At 65.0% G+C, this 25,072-nt stretch carries 19 protein-coding genes and 1 pseudogene; 8 read left to right on the top strand and 12 right to left on the bottom strand.

Translation table 11 applies throughout. From position 1 onward, the window contains the following. The first annotated feature begins 102 nt into the window (after positions 1-102). A complete protein-coding gene (locus tag KIH81_RS05730; RefSeq protein WP_214304488.1) occupies positions 103-1,425 on the top strand; it encodes an MFS transporter in 1,323 nt (440 codons plus the stop codon). A gap of 126 nt (positions 1,426-1,551) precedes the next feature. On the opposite strand, the pseudogene KIH81_RS12360 reads toward KIH81_RS05730, so the two are convergent. Further along, positions 1,552-2,088 (bottom strand): annotated as a pseudogene (locus KIH81_RS12360) (Type 1 glutamine amidotransferase-like domain-containing protein); the annotation flags it as partial. A gap of 97 nt (positions 2,089-2,185) precedes the next feature. Between KIH81_RS12360 and KIH81_RS05725 the strand changes: the two are divergent. Next, positions 2,186-3,619 (top strand): MATE family efflux transporter, encoded by a 1,434-nt coding sequence (locus KIH81_RS05725; RefSeq protein ID WP_338024742.1) that lies wholly within the window; start codon positions 2,186-2,188, stop codon positions 3,617-3,619. Between the two features lie 2 nt (positions 3,620-3,621). On the opposite strand, the gene KIH81_RS05720 is transcribed toward KIH81_RS05725, so the two are convergent. The 9 genes from KIH81_RS05720 to KIH81_RS05680 all read right to left on the bottom strand — a co-directional run bounded on the left by KIH81_RS05720 (position 3,622) and on the right by KIH81_RS05680 (position 15,782). Next, positions 3,622-3,873, bottom strand: coding sequence for a hypothetical protein (locus tag KIH81_RS05720; RefSeq protein WP_214304487.1), 252 nt, complete (start codon positions 3,871-3,873; stop codon positions 3,622-3,624). Between the two features lie 396 nt (positions 3,874-4,269). Further along, entirely contained in the window at positions 4,270-7,866 is a 3,597-nt protein-coding gene (locus KIH81_RS05715) for an ATP-binding protein (RefSeq protein WP_214304486.1), read from the bottom strand. Next, positions 7,863-8,708, bottom strand: coding sequence for a DUF4194 domain-containing protein (locus KIH81_RS05710; RefSeq protein WP_236029328.1), 846 nt, complete (start codon positions 8,706-8,708; stop codon positions 7,863-7,865). The genes KIH81_RS05715 and KIH81_RS05710 overlap by 4 nt, the downstream gene beginning before the upstream one ends. Before the next feature lie 8 nt (positions 8,709-8,716). Further along, positions 8,717-10,240, bottom strand: coding sequence for a DUF3375 domain-containing protein (locus KIH81_RS05705; RefSeq protein ID WP_214304485.1), 1,524 nt, complete (start codon positions 10,238-10,240; stop codon positions 8,717-8,719). Positions 10,241-10,452: 212 nt separating this feature from the next. Then, a complete protein-coding gene (locus tag KIH81_RS05700) occupies positions 10,453-11,652 on the bottom strand; it encodes an ABC transporter permease (protein ID WP_214304548.1) in 1,200 nt (399 codons plus the stop codon). After that, complete coding sequence (locus KIH81_RS05695) at positions 11,645-12,421, bottom strand: ABC transporter ATP-binding protein (RefSeq protein WP_338024741.1); 777 nt, start codon at positions 12,419-12,421, stop codon at positions 11,645-11,647. Before KIH81_RS05695 ends, KIH81_RS05700 begins: the two co-directional genes overlap by 8 nt. Further along, complete coding sequence (locus KIH81_RS05690) at positions 12,418-13,536, bottom strand: peptidoglycan-binding protein (protein WP_214304484.1); 1,119 nt, start codon at positions 13,534-13,536, stop codon at positions 12,418-12,420. The genes KIH81_RS05695 and KIH81_RS05690 overlap by 4 nt, the downstream gene beginning before the upstream one ends. A gap of 270 nt (positions 13,537-13,806) precedes the next feature. Next, a complete protein-coding gene (locus KIH81_RS05685) occupies positions 13,807-14,667 on the bottom strand; it encodes a hypothetical protein (protein ID WP_214304483.1) in 861 nt (286 codons plus the stop codon). A 215-nt stretch (positions 14,668-14,882) separates the two neighbouring features. Next, positions 14,883-15,782, bottom strand: coding sequence for a hypothetical protein (locus tag KIH81_RS05680; protein WP_214304482.1), 900 nt, complete (start codon positions 15,780-15,782; stop codon positions 14,883-14,885). Positions 15,783-16,087: 305 nt separating this feature from the next. On the opposite strand from KIH81_RS05680, the gene KIH81_RS05675 reads away from it, so the two are divergent. The 6 genes from KIH81_RS05675 to KIH81_RS05650 all read left to right on the top strand — a co-directional run bounded on the left by KIH81_RS05675 (position 16,088) and on the right by KIH81_RS05650 (position 22,258). Next, positions 16,088-16,759, top strand: a complete 672-nt coding sequence (locus KIH81_RS05675) for a response regulator transcription factor (RefSeq protein WP_214304481.1) — start codon at positions 16,088-16,090, stop codon at positions 16,757-16,759. Continuing rightward, positions 16,756-18,336, top strand: coding sequence for a sensor histidine kinase (locus KIH81_RS05670; RefSeq protein ID WP_214304480.1), 1,581 nt, complete (start codon positions 16,756-16,758; stop codon positions 18,334-18,336). Before KIH81_RS05675 ends, KIH81_RS05670 begins: the two co-directional genes overlap by 4 nt. Positions 18,337-18,420: 84 nt before the next feature. Beyond that, positions 18,421-19,080, top strand: a complete 660-nt coding sequence (locus KIH81_RS05665) for an MptD family putative ECF transporter S component (RefSeq protein WP_236029322.1) — start codon at positions 18,421-18,423, stop codon at positions 19,078-19,080. Beyond that, a complete protein-coding gene (locus KIH81_RS05660; RefSeq protein ID WP_214304479.1) occupies positions 19,080-19,931 on the top strand; it encodes an energy-coupling factor transporter transmembrane component T in 852 nt (283 codons plus the stop codon). The genes KIH81_RS05665 and KIH81_RS05660 overlap by 1 nt, the downstream gene beginning before the upstream one ends. A gap of 74 nt (positions 19,932-20,005) precedes the next feature. Beyond that, positions 20,006-21,451, top strand: coding sequence for an ABC transporter ATP-binding protein (locus tag KIH81_RS05655; RefSeq protein WP_236029320.1), 1,446 nt, complete (start codon positions 20,006-20,008; stop codon positions 21,449-21,451). Positions 21,452-21,592: 141 nt separating this feature from the next. Continuing rightward, positions 21,593-22,258, top strand: a complete 666-nt coding sequence (locus tag KIH81_RS05650; RefSeq protein WP_214304477.1) for a hypothetical protein — start codon at positions 21,593-21,595, stop codon at positions 22,256-22,258. A 188-nt stretch (positions 22,259-22,446) separates the two neighbouring features. Here KIH81_RS05650 and KIH81_RS05645 read toward each other — a convergent pair whose 3' ends face one another. Beyond that, positions 22,447-23,154, bottom strand: a complete 708-nt coding sequence (locus KIH81_RS05645) for an SDR family NAD(P)-dependent oxidoreductase (protein WP_214304476.1) — start codon at positions 23,152-23,154, stop codon at positions 22,447-22,449. A gap of 110 nt (positions 23,155-23,264) precedes the next feature. Beyond that, a complete protein-coding gene (gene abc-f / locus KIH81_RS05640; protein ID WP_214304475.1) occupies positions 23,265-24,866 on the bottom strand; it encodes a ribosomal protection-like ABC-F family protein in 1,602 nt (533 codons plus the stop codon). Between the last annotated feature and the right edge of the window lie 206 nt (positions 24,867-25,072).

Here is a 25,072-nt window from a genome sequence, read left to right as displayed (position 1 = left end):
TTCCGAACGCATCCCATGAACGCGAAACCGCGATCGCCGTAATCGTCTGTACTCGATTGGCTTTCGCATGCCGTTCATGGCAGTCATGAAACGAGTTTCACCATGAACACCGAAACCCACCCATCCGATCACTCCCCTGCCGAAACCGCGCACAACACTCGCTCACTGTGGAGGCTTGCCGCGTACCGCAACTGGTTCGCCGCCGACACGGCCGACGTGTTCGCGGTCAGTCTGCGTACGTTCGCCATCCCGCTGGTCGGGCTGGCCCTGTCCGGTTCGACGTTCGTCTCGGGTCTGCTGGTCACCATCGAATCGACCATCGGACTGGTACTGATGTCGATCGGCGGCGCGATCGCCGACCGTCACGACCGCAGACGACTAATGATTCTGCTTGGCTTGGCCGGTATGGTCCTGTCCCTCGCGACGACCGTCCTGCTGGCCGCCGATATCATGAGCACGATTCCGTTCGCGCTGTTCGTCGTCCTGTTCGCCGTGATGAACGGTCTGCTGGGGCCTTCCAACGACGCGATGCTCAAGTCGATCATGCCGATGGAACGCTTCGCCAAAGCGCAGGCGATACGCGAGGCGCGCGAATCCTGCGTCGAACTGTCCGGCGGCGCGATCGGCGGACTGCTGTATAGGATCGCCGGCTGGTTCCCGTTCCTCGCATCCACGGTGCTGTATCTGGCGGCGGCCTTCACCGCATTGGCATTGCCCAAGAGGACTAAAGCCGCGACTGAGAACGGTCCGTCATCATCGAATCGGCCGACCAGCGGCGGACAGACGACGAATCCGTCATTCCTCACCCAGTTCATTGAAGGCTGGACATGGACGTTGACCAGACGGACGGTGCTCGCGGCCATCGCCCAGGGCGCGGTCATCAACGTCGCCTGCTATGGGAGCATCATCGGCGTGCAGATCATGCTCGCCGCGCGCGGTACGGACGCGGCGCTCATCGGCCTGGTCGGCACGGCCACCGGTATCGCGGCATTGCTTGGCTCGCTGGCCGCCGGCTGGCTGGTCGACCATATTCCGACCGGCAAGCTCATCATGCTCACCTTCGCCGTGTTCACGTTTGCGATGGTTCCGTTGCTGTTCACCGACTCATACGGCGTAATCGTCGCGTGCATGACGGTCGCGTCGCTGCTGTTCCCTGCGCTGAACGCCGGAGAACTTGGGTTCATCTACGGACGCACCCCGGATCACATGCAGGGCAGGGTGTTCACCGTATTCGAAACTGCGATCGGCGTTCCCGGAGCCCTGACTCCCGCGCTGGTCGGCTGGCTGTTGCAAGCATCCGGGTTTGGCTTCCGGTCGGTCATGATGCTGGTCGTTGTTTGCGCGGGTCTCGGCCTGTTGCTCGCCTGTGTCACCCCGACGCGGTGGATTCCGCTGCCGGCGCAGTGGGAGCAGGCCGAACTGTAAGACGACGGCCGCAGTACGGCGAATCACGCGGGAGTGCCACGTAGGAATCGCGTCGCGCTCCCGCGGACCGCAATCGCCTCGTTTGTTGCGCATCGGCTTCATCGCGTATCGTCCGGCGTACCTTTTCATGATGGTGCGCGTGGATGTCAGGAACGGCAGGCTTCCCCAGTGCGGCACCGGGCGGAAGTCCACCAATCCGAGTGCGGCGCAATCCGCGTAGCCGTGCAGTTCGGGGGCTTTCGCCGTGCTGTCCATCCAACGGATGTAGGCGATGTTCGGCGAAGCGACGACCGACCCGGCGGACTCCCCCACATACGGTTTGCCCGCAATCACCGCCTCGCGGATAGCCTTGTCGGCGGCGCGACGCCGTAGTTCCTGCAGCAGATAGAACGTGTTGCCGCCAGCCACATAGATCAGATCGTCGTGGTCGATGCGGTGGCGGATTTCGGCGGGAGTTTCAATCGCCGCATCCAACACATCGACCTTGACCCCCAACCGTCCGAATGCCCGTTCGGCCGCGCGCACGTGGAACCGCAGCCATGATGCCCGGCTCGCCGTGGGGATGAAGGCGACGGTGGCGCCGGCATTCACGACACCGGGCAGGCATTCAGGCGTCAGCGAGGCCACATTCGCGAACAATGATGTCAACAGCAATGTGCTCATGCCACCGACCGTAATAGGCGATTCGGCCGTTTCTGTAACCATGCGTCTAGGCACATCAACGGTCCCCGCGACGGCACTGGCGATACAATGTCCTCTCGTGACGAAACGCGAGACAAATGAGCGGGCGGAGACGGCGACGAGGCGGCAGGCCGCCAATGACGACCTTGGCACGAAGCCGATTGGACGGCTGGCGGTGTCGCTGGCGATTCCGGCGGTGGTGGCGCAGGCATGCAATGCGGCGTACACGATCGTCGACCGGCTGTTCCTCGCGCACATCCCCGGTGCGGGCGATCTGGCGATGACCGGCGTGGGCGTATGCTTCCCGATCACGCTCGCCGTCTCCGCGTTCGCGATGCTCGTCGGCATGGGCGGCGGCCCGCTCGCATCCATCGAACTCGGCCGCGGCGACCGGGACAAGGCGGAACGCTACCTTGGCACGTCGGTGGCGACGATCGTCGTGATCTCGATTGTGCTGTCGGTGCTGATCCAGCTGTTCAAGACACCGATCCTCATCCTGTTCGGCGCGAGCGACGCCACATTGCCGTACGCGGTCGATTTCCTCACCGTGTACCTGTCCGGCACCCTGTTCGTGCAGTTCGCGTTGGGCCTCAACACGTTCATCACCGCGCAGGGCAAGGCGCTTGTGGCGATGGGTTCGGTGCTCATCGGCGCGTTGAGTTCGCTGGCGCTCGATCCGCTGTTCATCTTCGCGCTCGGTATGGGTGTGCGAGGTGCGGCGTTGGCGAACGTGGTGGCGCAGGCGATGTCGGCCGCATGGGTGATTCGGTTCCTCGCCTCCCCGCGCAGCGCCATCCGGCTTCGCACACGGAACATACGGCTGACCCGTCTGCTTGGTCCGATGCTGTTTCTCGGCGTCTCGCCGTTCATCATGCAGATCACCGAATCCGTGATCCAGGTGGTGTTCAATGCGTCGCTGCAACGGTACGGCGGCGACTCCTATGTGGGTGCGATGACGATCATGACGAGTCTCATGCAGCTGATCTTCGTATTCTCACAGGGCATTTCGCAGGGCGTGCAGCCGATCATCGGCTACAACTACGGCGCAGGCCTGTATGCCCGCGTGCGGCGCGCGTATTCGGGCACCATGATCGTGCAGGTCGCCATCAACTGCACGATGACGACGCTGCTCGCGATGTTCCCAGGGCCGGTCGCCTCGCTGTTCACCTCGGATGCGGCGATCATCGACGTGGTGACGCGCACACTGCCCTACTTCGTTTGCGGCATGGGCGTGTTCGGCATCCAGAACGTGGTCCAGTGCGCGTTCGTGGGCATGGGTCAGGCGAAACCGTCGCTGTTCCTGGCGATATTCCGCAAGCTCATCCTGCTGGTGCCGTTGGCGCTGATACTGCCCCGGCTTGGACTCGGCACGACTGGCGTGTTCATCGCCGAGCCGATTTCGGATGCGACTTCGGCGATCGTGGCCGGACTGCTGTTCGCATGGTATGTGCGGCGTCTGCTGGCAGGAACGTCCGACACGGCCACAGCAACCGGGACAACCGGGAGTCGCTGACGTCAGCGGCAAGCCCAAGCCATGGTCCAGTCCTCGGCGGCACCGAGGTCGGGGGTCATGTGGTGGAGGACGGCGTGATTGCCGACCAGCTCGAAATCGACGTCGGCGGGCACCTTGTTCGGAGGCATGATGACCGTGGCGTTGAAGGGAAGCTCCTTGGTGAAACGCACGATGCGCGCCTCGAAGCCGGACGGGCATCCGGACAGACGCTCGGCATAATCGAAGGGATGGGTGTTGTCCTTGATGAACATCATGGGAATGGCCTTTCAAAAACTATAGAGAAGCCGCGCCGCTCATCGACGGCATTGCGGCAGTGATGGTAAAGATGACAGATACGACGCAGTGCCGGTCGCGGTGGTAAGGATGCGAGACCTCGACACTGCCGACGTATGCAATGGTGGAAACAATGGCGATTTGCCGAAAACGGTAAATGACGCAGCGTCTGATCTTCAGTCACATTCCTATCCGAAGATGGATGCTATGACGACTGGTCAAGATGGATTCGAATTCAATGATGCAAACGCTTTCGTATGAGAGCATAGCACATGTTCTCATACGAAAGCGTGCCACCCGCAATTACGTTCGTTACACGAATGCGTATTCAACGCGAATGGTCGCGACAGCACGCATGGCACAATCGCGACCATATGTCAGTCTTCGCTTTTCGCGGTGCCGGTCTGGGTTGCGGGCACACCTTCAGTCTCAGTAGAGGCTTCCTCGTAGCCGCTCCAGGTGGCTTCGCGCAGGGAGGTGAATCCGCTGGACGGATCCTTGACCGTGACGTACGCCTTGGTGGATACCTCGATGATCTCGCCCGTCTTGCTTTCGGGCGCGGAGACGATGACCTGGAAGCCGAGGCGCGGCAGCACGCCCAGGGCGCGCTGGGTGTAGCGGCCGTCGGCCTTGATGAGCGCCTCGTCGAGGAACAGCGTGGTGTAGCTGGGCTTGAGTCGGTTCTCCATGCCGCCGCCGAGCAGGTAGATGAGCGCGGCGCCGTACACGAACGACGTGAGCTCCTGCAGTGCGCCGCCGGAACGTCCGCCGGTCGAGGTGATGCGCTCGTCCTGTCCGTCGTCATGATGCACGATCGCGTAGAACGATGAACGGCAGCGCGGGTCGAGGTCGCGTGCGCCGTAGCTGCGGATGCCGTTGACGTCCTTGACCTGCGCGAGTTCCTGACGCAGCAGTTCGATCATCGGCGCGCACGCCGCGAACGCCCGCTTCGAATCGTCTGTACCGGAGCCCGACTGCTCGTGGGTGCCAGTACCGGTCATCCCCGCCCGTCCGGATTTCCAATCATTAAGCGTGCCGATGGCGCGTTGCAGCTGCGACGAAAACGCGCGGTCGGGGCGGCGTACGTCCGCGTGCAACGACAGGCTGCCGTGACGCGGGCCGAATTTCTGACCATTGAGCATCTGGTTGATGCGGTCGAGCTGGTCGCGGATGTCGCCCGCGTCCGTGTCGATGGCTCGTTTGATGGTCAGCAGGCTCATGAGCAGATGGTCGAGGCATCGCCGGTATTCGGCGTCCGTGGCGGCCACCGCGGCCAGATGCGCGAGACTGTCGAGTTCCTCGAGATAGTACCGGTAGTCGTTCACGCTGGCGGTGAGCGCGTCGTCGTCGGTCGCATACCGTTCGATGTACGCGCTCATCTTCAGTTCGACGTTGGTGCGCGCGGTCTCGACACGCTCGTTGAGCGTGAGGATGTGCGCGGCCAGATCCTTGCCGATGCCGTCGATGATGCGGTCGGCGAACGTGCCGCCCGATTGCGGTTGCGTGGTTCCGCTCGGCGCCGTCAATCCAGCGCCGATGATCATGTGCGCACGTAGCGCCGCGTTGGGGAATCCGGCGAAACGCTGCTCATACGCCTGCGTGAGTTCGGCGATGATGTCGTCGCCGAGCATCGCCCATGCGGACACGGACGCGGCCGTACCGGCGGCATCACCGTCGCCGTTCCGATGCGCATCCAGCCATGCACGACCTGCCTCGACGGCCGAGGCAGCGGATTTCGCCGCCTGTTCGGCCTCGATCTGCTGGCGTTGGACGCGGTCGAGTTCCTCGCTCAACGTGTCACGCATGTCGGCGAGTTTGGCGAGTTTCGGATTGTTCCTGATCGAGGCGATCGTGTCCTCGATCTCGCCGATATGACGCTCGGCGCCGTCCACGTCAATCTTCTCCCATGCCGTGTAGGCGAGCTGGTCGGCGAGTTCGCGCTCGCGGTGCAGTCGGTCGACCGCCGCCTTCGCGTCCGCATACTCCTGCGCCGCCTCGTCGGTCTGGGCGCGGGCGGCGTCGATCTGCGAGCGCAGCAGTTCCAGATACCGTTCGTTGACGAAGCCGATGATCTGCTGGCGGTCCTTGACGCCGTGCTGGCCGCGTTTGCCTGATTTGATCTGTCCGTCGAGCTGCACCTGGCGGGTGTCACGGTCCGTGTCGTCGATGGCCTTCACGCAGCGCGCGTCGAACCGGTCGGAGCGGGTCTGCTCGCGCAGCCATCCGGCGAACGGGGAGTCCTCACGGTAGCGCAGCTTGTCGGACATCCATGCGTCGGAATCGGCCGTGGCCGCCGCATCGGTCTCGCCGTCTCCGTAGTCGCGCGTGGTGTCGACGAACTGCCAGGTGCGGCGGGCCATCGCATGCGGGTCGATGGTACTCACCTTGGCGGCGAAGCCCTGTTCATGCCGCTTGTCCACGAGGATGGTCTGCGCGATCGGCGCGTAGACCACGTTCATCGCGAGCCGCCATTGTTCCTCCGTGTCGCGCACGTCCATGAGTTCGGCGACGTACGGCAGTTCGTCGGCGCTCAGCCCGGTCGCCCGGCAGAGCATGGCGCGCGTCTCGTCCATCTGCTGCGTGATGCGCGTGCGTTGCGCGCTCTGCCGCTGGTAGTCGCGTTCCAGCATACGCAGGGTTCCACGGGCCTCGGATTGGCGTCCGAATGCCTCGTTGCGCGCCTCTTCGAGCTCGTTGTTGCGTCGTTCGTAGGCGACTTTGAACGTGACCGCATCGATGCGTGCCTGTTCCCAGGCCTTCTCGTCATCGGGCATGGCTTGTCCCGCCGCGTCGTAGCCTGCGGCGATACGGTCGCGGACAGCTTGCACATCCTCCAACGTGCGTTTCGCGGCGTCGAGCTCAAATTCGAGACGGGCGAGATTGCCTCCGTCCAGGCCTTGCATCTGGCTGCGGATCGTGTCGATGCGCGAGCGCAGGTCGTCCGCGCGGCGGCTGGCCGCGATCGCATCGGTCTGACGTGCGGTCCGTTCGGCTTCGTCGGCCGGCAGCTGCGCGGCGGCTTCGCCGGCCATGCGCGCGATCGCCCATCGCCGTATCGTCTCCTCGCCGGACGGCGTGGACGGGTCGACCGGCGTGAACCGGCGTGCCTGCCGTTTCGTTTCGCTGTATCGCTCGTAGCCGTCGCGGATGTCTCGCAGCTTGGCCATGCGGTTGGCCTTGTCCTCCATGGCTTGGAAGTTCTCCGCGTACCGGTCGTAGTCGTCGACCGTGGTGCGTGCCAGGTCGAGTGCCTCCGGTACGCCGAGCACGCCCTGTTTGAAGATGTCGTCGAGCCGGGAGGGCGCGTCGGCCGACTGGATCTTGGCGAGCAGACGGCATGCTTCGGCGCTCAGGCCCATCACCGACCAGATGTGTTCGTGGAAGGCTTCGGCGCTGGGGAACGTGAGGCATTGCGGGTATGCGGTCTTCAGCTGCGTGGGCGTGAATGGCGCGTCACGGTAGGCGTCCATCGCCCGCGGGTCGATCGGCCGGTCCCAGACCGCGTATTGGCGACGTACGGCGTTGCGTTCGTCGCCGGGCATGAGGTAGAGGAACTTGGCGCATGAGAGCGTCTGTCCGTCGGTCAGGTTGCGGTAGGTGTCGACGATCGCGCCCCAGACGGCCTGGGGTGCGCCGTTCGCGTCCCGTCCTCGCAGGTAGATCGGCCGGTCGCCGTCGCCGGTGTCGCCCACGCCGACCATGCCGAGCAGGTACGTGTAGTCGCTGCGTTCGGAGCGGCCGGAGTTCGAAGCCTTGTTGAATGGGGTGCCGGTCGGGTACAGCAGAGAGATCTGCGCGTCCACGAGCGTCGATTTGCCGGATTCGCTGGCGCCGGCGAGCAGCGTCACGGGCAGGTTCCTGTCCATGGACGGGCGGAATTCGTGGTATCCCTCGTATGAGCCCCAGTTGATGAGCTGACGGCTTTCCATCATCCACCGGTCGGCGATCATCTGCAGGTCCTTGGCCATCGTCACTCCCCTTCCCCGTCGCGTGCCGAATCCGTCTCGTCCGTCGAATCAGTCGCGGCTTCGGCCGGCCCATCACCGAAGAGCGGTTCGGCGTAGTCCGTCTCATCGATGGCATTCTCATCTTCCGCTGGCAGTTCGTCGGCCGCGACCGACGTGCCGGACGCTGGGACGTCGGCCGCCGTCTCGAAATCGTTGTCGGCGACGTCCAGCCATGTGCCGGCCAGTTCCCGGTCGAGCACCACCGGCACGAGCGGCGTGATCCGGTACATGGTCTCGTCGTCCGCCGTGCGTTCGAGATACCCGTACGTGCACATGGCCGACACGATCGCGCCGACCTGCTTGAGTACGGTCTCCTCGTCGTTGCGTGCCGCCAGGAAGCCGGTGCCGGTGGCGAGCGCGGCGCGGATCTCCTCGAAGCTCACCAGCCAATGGTCGGTGGATTCGCGTGAGTTCTCGTATTCGAGCACGCGGATGCGCAGGAACGCGAGCAATGCGGCCTCCTCGCGTTTGAGGCTGATACGGGTTTTCAGCGCGCGCAACGTGATGTCGGGGCCGGTCACGGGCATGGCGATCATGATGCGGTAGCGTTCGTTGACGACCAGTTCGAGCAAATCGTTGTTCAGCGAGCGTGTGACGGCGTCGAGGTTGTCGAGCACCGTGTCGTACAGGTCGCCGGTGATGTAGCGTTCGCGTTTGAGGGCGATCGCGGCCATGCGCGCGTCGGCGGTCATGTCGCCGCGGTCGCCTTCGAAGAGGGCGTATGGGTTGACGGCGCCTTCGGCCGGGTTCGTGGCGTCCTGCGTCTCGTCGGCGGTTGCGGTGCCGGCCATCGTGTCCGTGTTATTCATGGGTTCGCTCATCCTTGCCTCACGATCTCGTCCAGTTCGTCCCGTGTCGTCAGTACCGGCCGTGTTATCCAGTCGCGTTGGGTGCCGTCCAGTGTGGTGCAGTGCCAGGTGGTGCCGGTCGCATCGTCGGAGCATGGGATGGCGCCAAGGAATCCGACCAGTTCGCTTTCGCGTCGCTCCTCGTCCGGCAGACGGTTGAAGCTTGCGGCCACGTCGATGCGCCCGTCCGTGCGTATGGCCGGATCGTGCTGGATCAGGGCGATCATGCGATGCAATCGTGGCCCGCCGCCGATGATCATCGATTTGAGATCGACCAGTGACGTATCGTCGCCTTGGGCCAGCTGCATGTCGGACAGGCCGGGGGCCGCGGTTCGGGTCATCGAACGTGCCGGACGTGTCGGCAGGGCCGCGAACTGGGCGCCCGCGCTGTTGGTCGGGTATGGCCGTGAGGCGTCGTTCGGGTGCGCTTTCGCGTCGGCGTTGAGTCGTACGAACAGGCGGTTGAGCGTGCCGAGCATGGTGCGGTACCGTGTGTCGGTCTGTTGGCGGACCAGTCGGCTGACGGCTTCGTCGGAGACGCGCATCTGGCCGCGCACCGCTTCGATGCCTTCGTAGATGCGGGCGAGTTCGTCGCGGATCTGGTCGAGCAGGGCACTGGATTCGCCGGCCAGGTACGGGGTTTTCGCGATGTCGCGCAGCGCGTCGTCGATCTGCTGGCGGCCTTCGTCGGTGATGATCACCTGGAATGCGTCCTCGAAGCGTCGGCCGCTGTCCGATTCCCGGAACGAACGCCTGTATTCCTCGTGATAGGCGGTGAGGATCTCGTCGACGCTCATGTCGCCGCCCTGCATGCGCCGGCGGAGGGCGTCGCCGTTGTCGCGTTCGGCGAGCACGAGTTCGCGCAGGTCGATGGGCACGCCGCGCAGCGTGTTGTGGATGACGGCGATCACGTCCCTGACCTGGTCGTCGCTGAGTGCGGCGTGCTGCTGGCCTTGTTGGATGCGTTTGATCTCGTGCCGGCGTTCCTTGATCTCCTGGTTGAGCAGGCGTACCCGTTCGCTTGGGTCGGCGGTCAGTTGCATGCGCGCGTGCTCGATCTCCATGATGATGGAATTGGCCTGCGCGCCGGACAGGGTGCGGGTGTCGTCCTCGAGCCGGCCGAGCGCGTCGATGGCGCGGTGGGCGCGGGCGGTGAGCCGGTAGAGGAACCGGTGGGATGCGGCGTCGTGCGCGTTGGCGAGCCATGCGTAGTCGCCGTCGCCTTCACGACTCAGATCCACGAGGATCTGGTGCGCCGCCTCCGCATACGACTGATCGGGTTTGGGCGTGTAGTCGCCGGTGTCGGCGAGGGCGGACAGGCTTTGCGCGAATCGTTCCTCGAGGGTTTCGCGCGGCAGTTCGCCGGTCAGGGGGTCGAACGCGGCGCGCAGTAGGGCCACGTAGAGTTTGGCATTGGCCCGCAGCAGCAAGCGCAGCACGCCGGTCTCGTAGACCGGTCGCAGCCGTTCCATCTCCCGTCTGACATCGCCCATCGATCGTCGCCTCGCTTTCCCGTCGGCTTACAAGGCTATCATCCGGGGCGTTGATCGCGGAGCGCATGCCGGCGTGTGCCGGGGGCGGGCGAATTGTGCTTGACTTTATGCTCTGTTATGTCAAGGTGATATTGAACCGGCCAGACTACCCCTCAGTCGGCTTCGCCGCCAGCTCCCCTGACAAGGGGAGCCCAGAACAGGGTCCTTCGCCGTTATTCGCCGCGCAACGCCTCGGTGGGGGTCAGGCGCGCGGCGCGGGAGGCCGGGTAGAGGCCGGCGAGGATGCCGACCAGCACGGCCGCGCCCCAGGCCATCGGCAGACCGGCCCAATCGAGGGCGGGCGGCTGTCCGGCACCGACCGCGACCGACATGGCCGCCCCGGCTCCGATCACCACGCCCGTGAACCCGCCTATGGCGGACAGGAGCGCCGCCTCGGCGACGAACTGCAGGCGGATGTTGCCGGGCGTGGCCCCGAGGGCCCGTCTCAGGCCGATTTCGCCACGGCGTTCCATCACGGTGACGATCATCATGTTGGCGATGCTCATGCCACCCACCGCGAGCGCGATCACGCCGATCATGAGTCCCAATGCGGTCAGGGAGTCGTTGGTGGCGTTGCGCGCCTGGGACAGGTCGGCGGACGCGGTGACGGACACGTTGCCGCCGGCAAGGTTCGCGGCGTGGGCGATCATGCGTCGCAACGATTCGGCGTTGCCGGGCGTGGTGCGCACGTAGATCTGGTTGATCGCGCCGATCGATTCCGTCTGGTCCGGGTAATGGTCGAGGGCCCATCGGGCGCCGATGATGACGGACGAGTTGATGGCCTGCGCCTGCGGGACGGGGTCGAGGATGCCGATGACCCCGTACCATTCGTTGTCGATGAGGATGCGGTCGCCGGGCTCGTTGACGCCGAGACGGTAGGCGGCCTCGGAGCCGAGGACCGTGACCGGCAGACTCTCGTTATGCGCGTCGATGCCGCGACCCTGGGCGAAGGAGACGTCCACGGCCTTGAGCGCGCCGGGCCGCATGACGGCCACGGCCAGCGCGTTGCCGTTGGTTTTGGGTACGAGCTCGTTCTTGAAGACCTGCGCGCTCGCGGGCGGGGTGAGGAACACGCCCACCCGTTCGACCGCGGGTTGCCGGGCGATGGTTTCGGGCGCGTAGTCGGGCAGTGGCACGGGCTGTCCCGTCGCGTCCTGTCCGGGGGCCACGACCTGCAGGTTCGCGCCGAGCGCGTCGAGTCGGGCGAGCAGGGCGGCCTGGTTGGAGGCGGCGATGCCGGAGAGCGCCACGTAGGCGGCGACGCCCAATGCGATGCCGAGGGAGGCGAGGATGGTGCGCGAGACACGGCCGGTGGCACCGATCCATGCCGCGTGCAGGAGATCGGCGATGCGTGTGGCGAGCGGTTTACTCATGGCGTGCGCCTCCTTCGTCGAGTTCCGTGACCACGCCGTCCTGGATGTGCAGGCGTCGGGGGAAGCGTGCGGCGATGTTCGGGTCGTGGGTGACGACGACGAGGCTTGCGCCCTGATCGGCCGCCCCGAGCAGCAGTTCGATGATGGCGTGGCCGGTGTCCGTGTCGAGCGCGCCGGTCGGCTCGTCGGCGAAGATGATGTCCGGCCGTTTGGCGAGCGCGCGGGCGATGGCCACACGCTGCTGTTCACCGCCGGACAGTTGCGAGGGCCTGTGGTGCAATCGTTCGCCGAGCCCGACCTGTTCGAGCGCTTCGGCGGCCTGCGCGCGGCGTTCCCTGCGCGGCAGGCCGGTGTACTGCAGGCCGGTCATCACGTTCTCCAGGGCGGAGACGGTGGCGATCAGGTGGAACTGCTGGAACACGAATCCGATGCGTTCGGCCCGGAGCGTGCTGCGATGCTTCTCCCCCATCGCGGCCACGTCCTCGCCGTCGTAGGAGAGCGTGCCGGAGGTGGGCATATCCAGCGTGCCGAGCAGCGAGAGCAGCGTGGATTTGCCCGAGCCGGACGGGCCCACGATGGCGATGCGTTCGCCGTGGCCGATGGTCAGGGTCGTGGGGTGCAGGATCTCCAGCGGGCTGCCGTCCTTGCCGGCGAACGCCTTGGTGACGTGGTCCAAGGTGAGCAGGGCGTTGTCCTCCGGCGTCCCTTGCCGGAGGGAACCACCGCCGGGGGCGGCTGCGGGAAGCCCGGTAATCGGCGTTGCGCTCACGAGACCACCACCTTGTCACCGGCCTTGAGCCCGTCGGCCTTGGTGATCTGCGCCTGGGCGCCCGCCACCAGCCCGATCTCGACCTTGATGCGTTCGAGCCCGTCCCCGCGGATCACCTCGACCGCGTACGAGTCGCCGGTGCCGGCGATCAGTGCGGTGACCGGCACGATGAGCGTCTCCTCGTTGGCGGCGTTCGCGTTCGGCACGATGATCTGGACGGTCGCGGGCCCGAATTTCGTCACCTGCGTCTGGTCCGGGAAGTCGATGCGCGCGGAGGGCGAGGTGGTCTGCCCGTCCTTGCCGGTGGGCTGGCCGCCTTGGTCGACGGCGGCGAGCGTGGTGTCGATCGTGGTGTTGTCCGGCAGGATCACCTGCGCCTTGTCGCCGGCCTTGAACGTGGCGGCCTGGGTGGCGGTGATCGTGGACTGCGCGTGCAGGGTCACGCCCGTGTAGCTGGCGGGGCTCACGTTGGTCTCGCCGAGTTTGGCGGTCACGGTCTTGATGCGGATGGGTGCGGCGGAGGCCACGGCCACGGCGGAGGGTTGGAAGACGCCGTTCACCGCATCGCCCGTGAGTCCGAGCGAATACAGCTGCCATTGGCGGACGGCCTCCTTGGTGTAGGCGTCGAAATGGTTGTCCGGCACACCCCAGAAGTAGCCGAGCTCGGCCAGGTTCTGCTCGAGTTGGGCCACGTCCGGCCCGTCCGTCACGCCGGTGTCCAGGGTGCGCCAGAATGGGCGCTCGCCGTGGAAGAGCACGACGGGCACGCCGTCCATTTCGTACACCTGTTCGCCGGTGCCGATCTGTTTGCCGGCCACCGGCAGTTGGGTGATGACGCCGGTTGCGGCGGCGAAGTCGGAAGCGTCGTCGTATTGCAGGGTGGCGCCGAGCCGGGTTTCGGCGTTGAGCACGCCCTTGGTGACCGGCTGCGCGCGCAGGGTGGTCACGTCGACCTTCTGCGCGGATTGCTGGCCGGCCGAGGTCATGTGGCCGACGAGCGTCCATGGTTTCATGACCGCGCAGGTGACGGCCAGGCCGATCACGGCGATGAGGGCGATGACGATGGTGGCGATTCTGCGGCGTTTGGAGAACCGTCGTGCTTCCGTTCGCGTCATGATGTTTGCTCCTTATGCGTTTTCGGAGATGCTCCCCTCAGTCGGCCTTCGCCGACAGCTCCCCTCAGGGAGGGGAGCCATAGTGTGGTCTGGTTTTCGGCTCCCCTCTTTGAGGGGAGCCGGCTCGCGTAGCGAGACTGAGGGGAGTCCTTCCGATGGTTCAGTTCGTCGCCTGCTAGACGGCGAAGGTGTCGTACGGGTAGTCGCCTTCCCAGCCGATGATCACGGGCACGTCGGCGACCGGGCATTCCCGGAAGAAGCGGCGCGCGGTCAGGAGGTCACGCCCATGGCCTTGTCCATCACCTTGGTGTAGTCGTAGCCGAAATCCTCGGCCGTGCCGTCGAATCCGAAGGTGATGCTTGCGTCGCCGACCGGGCATTCCTTGAAGAAGCGGCGCAGCTCGTCCTCCCCCACGGTTTTGGGAATGAGGATGGTGGTCGGCTCGTCGCCGGTCGGGTCGGCAACCCAACTGAAGCCCTTGTCGCGCGCCTTCTTCGCGTAGTCGAGCGCCGCTTGCTTGTCCTCGTCGGAGTAGGTGGGCGTCTGGTTCAGGTCCTGGGCGGGCTGGGCGAAGTTCGGGTTCTCAGCCTCGCAGTCCGCGTAGTCCTGCCGTTTCGACTCGTACGGGCTGCCGGCGAGCGCGGTGGAATCCTTGAACGCCACCCACACGGTGCCGTAGTCGATGGAGGTGAACATGGCGTTGGCGTACATCTGCTGGGTGGCGGAGTCGGTGCTCACGCTCATGCCGTCGTTGCCGGATTCGACAGGCTGTCCGTTCGCGTCGAGCATGCGCAGCATGACCATGTTCTTAGTGTTCGGCGTCTTCATTTTGCCGTTCTCATCGGGCACTCCGGGGGCGGCCGTGGCCTGCGCCTCGAAGCCTTTGCCGGTCAGGCAGGAGACGAATTTCTTGGCGTGGGCGTCGGTCGCGAGGTTGTCAGTGGCGTTGGAGCCGGAGCCTGCGACCGTGCCGGAATCGTCCGTATCGGTCGCCTGATTGGTGAACGGCATGGAGCAGCCGGCGAGCGCCGTGAGGCACAGGCCGGAGGCGATGACGGCCGCCAACGTGCGGCGGAACGGGTGCCTGGCGGTGTGGCGGAGACCGAAGTCGGGATCGATATCGATGGTCATGACGGTTCCTTTCGTGTGAACGGTCCGTGTGCGGTTGATGGTTCCATCCAACCCCGCCCGCGGTGGCGAGTCGGTGTGAAATCGTCTTACTTTCGCCTTACCGAGAACCTGGATTGTTGGGGGGGCAGGCCGAAAAATCAACATTGGTCGGGGAAGGCTACCCCTCAGTCGGCTACGCCGACAGCTCCCCTGACAAGGGGAGCCGAGACGAGGCACTACCGTTCTTCGATGAGACGGTTGTAGGCGGTGCATTCGCCGGTGCAGAAGGTGCCGAACGGGATGCCATCATGGCTGGGCCACTTGTCTCCGGAGTAGGTGTCGTAGAAACGGCGCAGTTCCTCGTAGGACACGTCGGATGGGATCTCGACCGACTTGTCCTCGCCGGGCGCGGGATCGGCCATCCAGTCGAATCCGTCCTTGCGGGCCTGCCGGGCGAAGTCGATGAGCGTCTTCTGCGCCTCGGCGTCCGATCCCGCCGCGGACGCGCCGCCGGCTGCGGTGACGTTCGCCGAGTAGTTCGGTTGCGCGAAGTCGGGGTTCTCCCGCTCGCATGCGGCGTAGTCGGCCTGCTTGTCCGCGTAGATGGAGCCGGCGAGCGCCTTGGAGTTTTTGAATCCCACCCACATACCTTCGTCGGCGGAGACGATGCTGTACATGACATCCGGGTAGAGCGGGTCGGAGTCCCCGCTGATCTCCATGCCCGGTCCGGGGATGATCGGGGTGCCGTCCACTCCGAGTCTGCGCACCACCACGGTGGTCTGCGGTGCCGCTTCGGCGGTCGAGCCGACGGGCAGCAATGCGTAGCTTGCCGTGACTTTGGCGTCGAATCCCTTCCCGACCAGGCAGGCGGTGAACCGTTTGGCGATCGTCTCCAGTTCGGCTGTGCTCAGGTCGGCCGCCGGTCCTGCGGCGGAGTCGTCCGCGTCATCGGATGTGCCGGTCGTCGTTTCGGCCGTGACGCCGCCGGCCGGTTTGTCGCGTACGCCGTCATCGGCGGTCGTGGCCGGCGACGAGCAGGCGGCCAGGCCGATCAGGCACGCCACGGCCAGTGCCGCGGCGCAGGTGTTTCGGATTACCGCCGCGATGGCAGTGCCGTGACCTGCATGTCGGTTCATCTTCGCTCCCCTTTCCTCCGATCGTCCCGAGGCGTCGATGCCTTGGGATTCCCCGCGCGACCGGTTCCGCTTGCCACCGTCCTTCGCGGGTTTCGGAATGATTCCATTCAATCCCACGGCCGGTGCCGGCATGGTGAGGAACATGATTACCTTCGCCTTACCTTGCGCGGCGCAGAATGGGCCGATAATGGGATAGGACGGGTCCGGTCGCCATTCATCGGCCGGCGGGCGGCCGCATCGCACCGGCGTATGAACATCCTGCGGCATGCGGATGGATGGGCGTCGCGGGATGGAAGGGGTATGGCATGAGGATTCTCATCGTGGAGGACGACCACGAGCTGGCGGCCGCGTTGGACGACGCGCTGCGCTACGAGGGGTACGCCACATCGTTGGCCGCCACCGGCGTGGAGGCGCTGCGCATCCTCTCCGAGCAGAACGTGGACATCGTGCTCCTGGACCGTGATCTGCCGGTGCTGTCCGGCGACGCGGTGATGGCCACGATCGCCGCGAACCGCATCCCCGTGGCGGTCATCATGCTCACGGCCGCCGCCGAGGTGAGCGACCGTGTCAGCGGACTCGACCTCGGCGCCGACGACTATCTGACCAAACCGTTCGCCTATCCGGAGCTGCTGGCCCGCATCCGCGCCCTGCAGCGCCGCGCCGGCAAGGGCCAGGCCACGGCGGCAGTGCTCGCGCACGGTGATCTGACGCTCGACACCACGCGCCGCCTCGTGTTCCGCGACCACGGGCAAACGCTCGTCAAGCTCACTCCCAAGGAGTACGGCGTGCTGCTCGAGCTCATGCGCGCGGACGGCGGGTATGTGACCGTCGCCGAACTGTACGAGACCGTCTGGGATGATGCGGCCGCCGCGGAACCGGCTGACGTGATCAAGACCACCGTCTACTCGCTGCGCCGCAAACTGGGCGACCGCGACGCCATCGAATCCGCGCGCGGGGAAGGATACCGACTCGCATGAAGCATCCTCCGTTCCCGGCTTCCCTTGCCGCCGGCCATAGGCACGTATTCAAATCCGTGCGGAATCATCTTGCCGCCATCGCCGGCAGACTCATGCCGAAATCGTTCCGCGCGAAGATCACGCTGGCCATCGCGCTCATCATCATCGCGATGATGACGGCGCTCATCGTCACGCAGAACATCGTCGTGGCACGCACCACCGCCGAGGCGAACCAGACGATGACCATGTGCGCGAACGAGGACGGCACGGTCTCCGTGACCACCGGCTCGGACGCCGAGAACGACCCCGCCGTCAATGGCACCGGAGATTACGCGGTGGTCTGCTACACGGGCGCGAAACGCAACCTCGACGGCATGGAGTTCTACGTGCCCTACACCTCCCAGGAATGGGACGCGGCGAAGGACAAGACCAAGAACGGCCCGTGGATCCTCGACGAATACAACGGCGTGATGATCAACACGGCGAACGCCGTCACCAACACGCTGACCACCACGATGCGCACGGTCTCGATCATCGCGCTCGCCGTATTCGGTGTGTTCGCGGTAGTGGCGGCATGGCTCATCGGCACGATGCTCTCCCGGCGCGTGACCGCCGTGGACCGTCAGGTGGCCGCATTGCAGCCGAACGACCTGACCGCCCGGCTCGACGTGAAACCCGGCCACGACGACATCGACCGGCTGGTCGACTCGATCAACGGCATGCTCGACCGTGTGGAGGCGGCCTCGGAGGCGGAACGCCGGTTCGTCTCGAACGCCTCGCACGAGTTGCGCACGCCGATCGCCGCCGTGGAGACCAATCTGGACGCGCCCCTTGCGCAGGGAAGGTTCCCAGCCGATGTGGAGCCGTCCGTGCGGCGCGCGCTCGCCGCCAACCGTCGCGGGGCCGCGCTCGTGCAGGCGTTGCTGACGCTTTCGCGCATCCAAAGCGGCACCATCGGCGGCGGACAGCCGTCCGGCGATGACGGGCCGGCGCATGACCGGGCCGCTGCCACGGCCGCCTCGCAAACCACGGATCTCCGGGCGTGCGTGGACAAGTCACTGGCCGATATCGCCGGTTCCGCGGCCGCGCACGGCATCACCGTGGACGTGACCGGTCTCGGGGACGGGGAACCCACGTCGGACGATGACGGCACGGCAATCGCCGGAAACGCGGCACTGTCGGTCCACGCTGACCCGGCGCTGCTGGACCTTGCTGTCGGCAACCTGCTGCGCAACGCCGTGGTGCACAACAGCGAGCACGGGTCGATCGCCGTGGCCATCGATCGCACGCCGGCCGACGGCCCTGCCGACGATGCTGCCGGAATGAACCACGCAGCCGGAGACCCCGACGCATCCGCGGACCGCCGGTCACAGACGACCCTGACCGTGACCAACACGACCGACGAAACGTTGCCCGACGACCTTGCCGAGCTCATCCAGCCGTTCCACCGAGGCGAGAACTCACGCATCAGCGCCACGCCCGGCGTGGGATTGGGCCTGTCCATCGCGGACGCCGCATGCCAGGCGATGGGCGCGACGCTCGATCTTTCCCGTACCGATGACCACCGATTCCGGGCGTCCATCCGATTCGCCGGATAATCGAAATTGGGTATTGCCTTTGCCTTGAATCACCGTTAGATTGGCCTGAGGAACATACCCGTCCCTCAGAAGAACGGAATCGATTTGACTTCACCGAACGCATCCATCACCCCTGACCATTCCGCAAGCACCAACGCGACCGCACCGGACAGGCCGCGCAAGCTGGAGGTGGCCGACCTCATCACCATCGGCGTGTTTGCCGCGCTCTACTTCGTGATGGTATGCGTGGCCACGCTGGTGAGCACCCTGTTCACCGGAGGCTTCGGCTCCATCTTCCTGCCCGCCATCGCCGCGCTGATCTCCGGCTGCGTCTACATGCTGCTGGCCGCGCGTCTCGGCAAGTTCGGCGGCATCACGGTGATGGGCGTGGTCATCGGCCTGTTCCTGTTCGTCTCCGGCCATTTCGTGCTCTCGTTCATCGCCAGCATCGTCTTCCCGGTGGCCGCCGACCTCATCGCGCGCGCCGGCAAGTACAAGAGCAAGGCGCTGTTGCTCGTGAGCTACGTGGTCTTCTCCTACGGGCTCACCGGCCCGATCCTGCCGCTGTGGTTCATGAAGGACGCCTACGTGGCCAGCCTTCAGGCACGTGGCAAGGACGCGGCGTACATCGACGGCGTGTTCGCCAACATCAACACCGGAACGTTCTTCGTTTCGATGGCCGCGATCCTGGTGTGCGCGCTGATCGGCGGATGGTTCGGTCAGAAGATGCTGAGGAAGCATTTCATCAAGGCCGGCATCGCCTGATGCGATCCTCTTTTTCCACGGAATCCGTGACGTCCGATTCCCGGACGCCCCTTCAGCCCCCGGCGGCCACGACGGCACCGGGGGCGCCCGCGTTTTCGGCCGATACCGCTGGCCTTCCATCGGCCCGATCCGGCAGCTCTAGGCGATCCGGCCTCGCCGACCGTACGCTCGATCCACGCACGAAACTGTTCCTGCTGCTGACGGCCAATCTCATGCTGTTCTTCCATGTGACGCTCACCACGCAAATCATCATGGTGGTGCTGTTCCTGGTTCCGCTGACGGCTGCGGGCCGGTGGCGGCTCACGGCGAATTTCGCGGTGTTGTACGCCGTGCTCACCGCGCTCGGCCTGCTCGACCCGGAGGCCTTGGGACTGCCGTGGCTGCACGTGGTCTCCGCGCTGGCGGTGGGCGCCACGATGATGTTGCCCTGCTTCATGACCGGCGCCTACGCCTTCACCACCACGTCCGCCAGCGCGTTCATCTGCGCGATGCGTCGCATGCGTGTGCCGGAGACGGTGGTGATCCCCTGCGTGGTGGTGATCCGGTTCTTCCCGACCATCGCCGAAGACTACCGGCAGATCCGCAACGCGATGGCCTTGCGCGGCATCGCCTCGGGCGGTTGGGGACTCGTGCGGCATCCCGCGCAATCCCTGGAGTACATTCTCATTCCGCTGCTCATGAACGCCACCACCGTGGCGCAGGACCTGTCCGTGGCGGCGCTGACCAAGGGGCTCGGGCGTGAGGGCGAGCATACGTCGCGTACGCTGATTCGCCTGCGTGCCATGGATTGGCTCGCAATGGTTGCCGTGGTAATCCCGCTCATCCTTGATATCGCGGGGGTGATTCGCTGATGACGCCCGAAGTGTATTCCGACAACATGTCGTTCACTTACGAGCATGCCGACACCCCGGCATTAATGAACATCATGTTGAGCATTCCTCGTGGCCAATGCGTGGTGCTGTGCGGGGCCAGCGGCTGCGGCAAGACCACGTACTCGCGTGTGGTGAACGGGCTGGCGCCGCAGTTCTTTCATGGCGCGTTCGCCGGCAGCCAGCGCACCTGCGGGCTCAACCCGGCCGTCATACCCATCGACCGGCTCACCCCATTGGTCGGCAGCGTGTTCCAGAACCCGAAGACCCAGTACTTCAACGCCAACGTGACCGACGAACTGGCCTTCCCCGCCGAAAACATAGGACTTCCGGCGGATGAGATCGACCGGCGCGTGAACGCCGTGGCCGAACGTTTCGGCGTCACGGGGCTGCTTGGCCGCAGCATCTTCCACCTGTCCGGCGGGCAGAAGCAGCGCATCGCCATGGCCGCGGCCTGCATGCTCGACCCGAGACTGGTGGTGTTGGACGAGCCGACCAGCAATCTCGACCAGGCCGCCATCGCGGACATGCGTGTGCTCATCGAGGCGATGAAGGCCCGTGGGCTGACCATCGTCATCACCGAGCATCGGCTCGCCTGGCTCAACGGCGTGGCCGACCGGTACGTGGTGTTCGACGGTGGGCGTATCGCGCGGCAGTACGAGGCGGACGAGTTCCTGGCGCTCTCCCCCGGCTGCATTGCCGCGATGGGGCTGCGCGCGCTTGATCTCGGACCATATCGCCGCCGCATCGCCGAACTGGAGACGCGAAGCGGCGCGCAACGGGGATTGTCCCCGAACTTCGACGGGCGGACAACTCCAGGATCATCTCAACTTGGCGACGAGGCATCATCGGGGATGCAAAGTCCAGAACCGTTGCTGTCCACGCGGGATCTTGTCATCGGCTATCGCGGACTCGACGACTTCACCCGGCACATCCCGGACCTGGAGTTCCACGCCGGCGACATCATCGGGCTCATGGGCCACAACGGCTGCGGCAAGACCACGCTCGTACGAACGCTGACCGGATTGGCCAAGCCGATTTCCGGCTCCGTCACGCTCAACGGGCGCACGGCGAAACCACGCGACCTGACCCACGCCGGATTCCTGGTGATGCAGGACGTGAACTATCAGCTGTTCTCGGACAGCGTACGCGAGGAGCTCATGATCGGACTGGACGAGACCGACCCGGCCGTGTTGGCACAGGCGAACCGCGTGCTGGTGGATCTGGATCTCGCCCGGTTCGCGGACCGGCATCCGATGAGCCTGTCCGGAGGGCAGAAGCAGCGTGTGGCCATCGGCTCGGCCCTGATGTGCGGCAAGGAGCTCATCATCCTCGACGAGCCGACCAGCGGCCTCGACCGCTACCACATGGAACAGGTGGGCGAACTACTGCGGGGACTGGCCGCACAAGGCAAGACGATTCTCGTGGTGACGCACGACGAGGAGCTCGCCGCCGGCTGGTGCACCCGCATCGTTAACCTCGAACGGACTTTCGCGGCATGAAGACGAATCGCATTTCTTGACTCCCCTTGTCAGGGGAGCTGGCGGCGAAGCCGACTGAAGGGTAGTCAATCAACAAACAGGCAACCGGAACACAAGAATCTGCAGCAATATGTACCCATACGTACCGGAAAGGAACCCATAGTGAATACCACGCAACAGCAAACGGCGGAATTCCAGTCTTTCAACCTCTCTGATTGGCTTGGTGATTGGGAGAGTTTTGAGCACTACATCGACTCCGAGGATTCGTCTATCCGGAGTACCTGGGAGGAAGCCGAGCAGGCGGTGCTCGCCGACCCGAAGATGGCACCCATGGCCGCCCACGGCATCCGCACGTTCTGGTCGATGGCCTGCGCCACCACCAGCCCGGAGAACATCATCCACATCGGCTACTGGACCGTCGGCGAACCGCAGAGCAAGCAGGCGGACGTACGCATCACCTGGTACGCGGAGGACAACACCGACCTCGACACCTACGACTACCGCATCGACCATGTCATCGAACATGGCCTGGAGGGCTCGCCCACCTACGTGTTCACGACCTACGATCCGAACGCCGAGGACAGCCCGTTCCGCTGGCTGCTGGCCATCGCTCCCCTGCCCTCGCGCAAGGCGTTCGGCGAAGGCGGTCTGCTCAGCCACTTGCACTTCCAGTACGCCAACGACCTCGGCACGCTCGTCACCGCGGGTGAGACCGAAAACGCTGGCGAAACCCTGCGCAACCCGCGCTGGTACGCCACGATGTGCGCCGACGAGGGCGATGTCGAAGACCGTTGCCGCATCATCCGCGCACTACATCATCTCGACTGAGCACAACGACCGCGCAGTTACTGTCTCTTTTCCATCAAATACAGGCAGTAACTGCGCATTCTGACAGGAGCATCGCGCAACTACTGCCTGTTCAAGTAACGGAAAAGGCAGTAACTGCGCGCCCGCTTTGCCTGCACGCGCAGTTACTGCCCCTACTTCGGTGAGTGTATCGCCACCTAACCGCGGTTTCAGCTGTTGCGGTTGATCTCGATGTCCGTGACGGTGAGGTTCGCCTCGTTGATGAGGTTGAACAGAATGACCTCGGCCAACGGGCCGGGCTGCATGAAGGTGTGCTGCTTGGCCTCGGACACGTAGTCGTGGCTGTCACGGTAGAAGGCGGTGTCGATGCCGCCGGGGTAGACGGCCACCACCTTGACGCTCGTGCCCTTGTATGCGGCCTGCAGGCTCTTGGTGTAGCCCTTCTCGCCCCACTTGGTGGCGCAGTACACGCTTTCGTTCGCGTTGCCACGGGTGGCGGCGGTGCTCATGATCTGAGCGATCTTGACGTCCTTCTCGTCGCAGGCCTTGAGCGTCTCCACGGTCCACAGGATCATGCCCTTGAGGCCCTTGAGGCACTTGTCCACGTCGGCGGCCTCGTAGGCGGTGGGCACCTTGAAGGACGGCTGTCCGGCGTTGTTGATGAGCAGGTCGATGTGGCCCAACGCGGCGATGTCGGCCACGGATTCACGCACGAACGCCTCGTCCGTGATGTCGCCCACGTACGCGCGGTACGATTCGGCGGGCCATTGCGCGGTGAGCTCGGCCTGACGCTCGGCGTTGAAGTCGATGCCGGCGACGAGCCACCCCTTGGCGATGAGCTGGCTGGCGAACTCGTAGCCGAGCCCCAGCGCGCTGCCGGTGACGATGGCGATCTTCTGTCCGTTCGCAGTGGTCATGGCGCTTCCCTTCATGGTGATGATTGAGGTTTGAGGATTACGGGATCACCTTCATTATCCCGGAAGGGCTCCCCCTCGGGAAGAGGAGCCGAAAAACAAGAGAGAGGAGATTATTCCTCGGCGACGAGCTCCAGGTAGGAGTCGTTCCACAGATCCTCGTCACCATCCGGCATGAGCAGCACGCGCTCCGGGTTCAGGGCCTCAACGGCGCCCTCATCGTGGGTGACGAGCACGATCGCGCCCTCGTACTTGGCGATGGCCTTAAGGATCTCCTCGCGCGAGGCCGGGTCGAGGTTGTTGGTGGGCTCGTCGAGCAGGAGCACGTTGGCGCGCGAGGTCACCAAGGTCGCCAATGCCAGACGGGTCTTCTCGCCGCCGGAGAGCACGTGGGCGGGCTTCATCGCGTCATCGCCGGAGAACAGGAACGAGCCCAAGATGGAACGGGCCTGCGTGTTGTCCAGTTCGGGGGCCACATGCTGCAGGTTCTCCAGCACGGTGGCGTTGAGGTCGAGCGTGTCATGCTCCTGGGCGAAGTAGCCGATCTTGCAGCCGTGGCCGTAGTCCACGGAACCGGTGTCCGGCTCCTCAAGATGGGCCAGCAGACGCAGGGTGGTGGTCTTGCCGGCGCCGTTGTAGCCGAGGATCACCACGCGCGAGCCCTTGTCGATGGCGAGGTTCACGCCGGCGAACACGATGTTGGAACCATACGCCTTGGAGATGTCCTTGGCCATGATCGGCGTCTTGCCACAGGGCGCGGGCTCCGGGAAGCGGATGTCCGCCACCTTCTCCTTCTTCTGCGCCTCCGAGGTTTCGGAGAGCAGCTTCTCGGCGCGGCGCATCATGTTCTGCGCGGCCACGGCCTTGGTGGCCTTCGCGTGCAGACGGATGCCCTGCTTCATGAGGCGTTCGGCCTTCTTCTCGGCCACCTCGCGTTCGCGGCGGCGACGCTCCTCGTCCACCACGCGCTGGTGCAGGTAGCCCTTCCAGCTCAGCGAGTACATGTCGATCTGGCCGAGCTGCGCGTCCAGATGCCACACCTTGTTCACGGTCTCGTCCAGCAGTTCGGTGGAGTGGGAGATGACCAGGAAGCCGCCCTCGTACTTCTTGAGGTAGCCGCGCAGCCATTCGATGGAGTCGGCGTCCAAGTGGTTGGTGGGCTCGTCGAGGATGAGCGTGTCAGCGTCGGAGAAGAGGATGCGCGCCAGCTCGATGCGTCGGCGCTGGCCGCCGGACAGGGTGCCGAGTTGCTGCTCCATGACTTCCTGGGGCAGTCCCAGCGAGGCCGCCATCGCGGTCGCCTCGGACTGGGCCGCGTAGCCGCCGGCCTTGTCGAAGTCCTGCATGGCCTTGTCGTAGCGGGTCATGGCCTTGCTCATCACGTCCGGATCCGGATCGGTCATTTCCTTCTCGGCCTTGCGGATGCGGCTGATGATGGTGGCGATGTCGCGCGCGCTCATCATGCGGTCGAGCGCGGTCTGCGTAGGGTCGGAGGCGTGCGTGTCCTGTGGCAGGTAGCCGAGCTTGCCGGAGACGCGCACCTTGCCGGCCGTTGGCAGCATGTCGCCGGTGATCACGCGCGTGAGCGTGGTCTTGCCGGCGCCGTTGCGGCCCACCAGACCGATCTTGTCGCCCTTGGCTACATGGAAGTCGGTGGGATGCAGCAACGTCCGCGCGCCGATCTGAATTTCCAGACCCTGTGCATCAATCGCCATACCTCACCCGTCGCTTTCCTTGTGATTCGTTGAAACTGCGATAAACCAACAGACCATGGTAGCGGAAGGCGTGAAGAACCATGGAAGGCGGGAGGGATGCCCGTGTTCGCCGAACATGACATTGGCGGTCCGCGACCAGCGAAACCACTAAAATCAATGATTGCATATGCCGTTTTGTGAAGGGGACTGCCATGGAATACGCCGAT

It is taken from the genome of Bifidobacterium miconisargentati (assembly GCF_019331675.1).
GTDB lineage: Bacteria > Actinomycetota > Actinomycetes > Actinomycetales > Bifidobacteriaceae > Bifidobacterium > Bifidobacterium miconisargentati.
The sequence above is the reverse complement of the archived record's forward strand: the minus strand, read 5'-3'. Positions and strand labels throughout refer to the sequence as shown.

Bases quoted from the DNA above. Each gene is read 5' to 3' on its own strand.
- KIH81_RS05675 (WP_214304481.1), top strand. From the start codon at position 16,088: ATGAGGATTCTCATCGTGGAGGACGACCACGAGCTGGCGGCCGCGTTG.
- KIH81_RS05700 (WP_214304548.1), bottom strand. From the start codon at position 11,652: ATGAGTAAACCGCTCGCCACACGCATCGCCGATCTCCTGCACGCGGCA.
- KIH81_RS05730 (WP_214304488.1), top strand. From the start codon at position 103: ATGAACACCGAAACCCACCCATCCGATCACTCCCCTGCCGAAACCGCG.
- KIH81_RS05655 (WP_236029320.1), top strand. From the start codon at position 20,006: ATGTTGAGCATTCCTCGTGGCCAATGCGTGGTGCTGTGCGGGGCCAGC.
- KIH81_RS05720 (WP_214304487.1), bottom strand. From the start codon at position 3,873: ATGATGTTCATCAAGGACAACACCCATCCCTTCGATTATGCCGAGCGT.
- KIH81_RS05670 (WP_214304480.1), top strand. From the start codon at position 16,756: ATGAAGCATCCTCCGTTCCCGGCTTCCCTTGCCGCCGGCCATAGGCAC.
- KIH81_RS05685 (WP_214304483.1), bottom strand. From the start codon at position 14,667: ATGACCATCGATATCGATCCCGACTTCGGTCTCCGCCACACCGCCAGG.
- KIH81_RS05645 (WP_214304476.1), bottom strand. From the start codon at position 23,154: ATGACCACTGCGAACGGACAGAAGATCGCCATCGTCACCGGCAGCGCG.
- KIH81_RS05680 (WP_214304482.1), bottom strand. From the start codon at position 15,782: ATGAACCGACATGCAGGTCACGGCACTGCCATCGCGGCGGTAATCCGA.
- KIH81_RS05660 (WP_214304479.1), top strand. From the start codon at position 19,080: ATGCGATCCTCTTTTTCCACGGAATCCGTGACGTCCGATTCCCGGACG.
- KIH81_RS05710 (WP_236029328.1), bottom strand. From the start codon at position 8,708: ATGAATAACACGGACACGATGGCCGGCACCGCAACCGCCGACGAGACG.
- KIH81_RS05690 (WP_214304484.1), bottom strand. From the start codon at position 13,536: ATGACGCGAACGGAAGCACGACGGTTCTCCAAACGCCGCAGAATCGCC.
- abc-f (WP_214304475.1), bottom strand. From the start codon at position 24,866: ATGGCGATTGATGCACAGGGTCTGGAAATTCAGATCGGCGCGCGGACG.
- KIH81_RS05705 (WP_214304485.1), bottom strand. From the start codon at position 10,240: ATGGGCGATGTCAGACGGGAGATGGAACGGCTGCGACCGGTCTACGAG.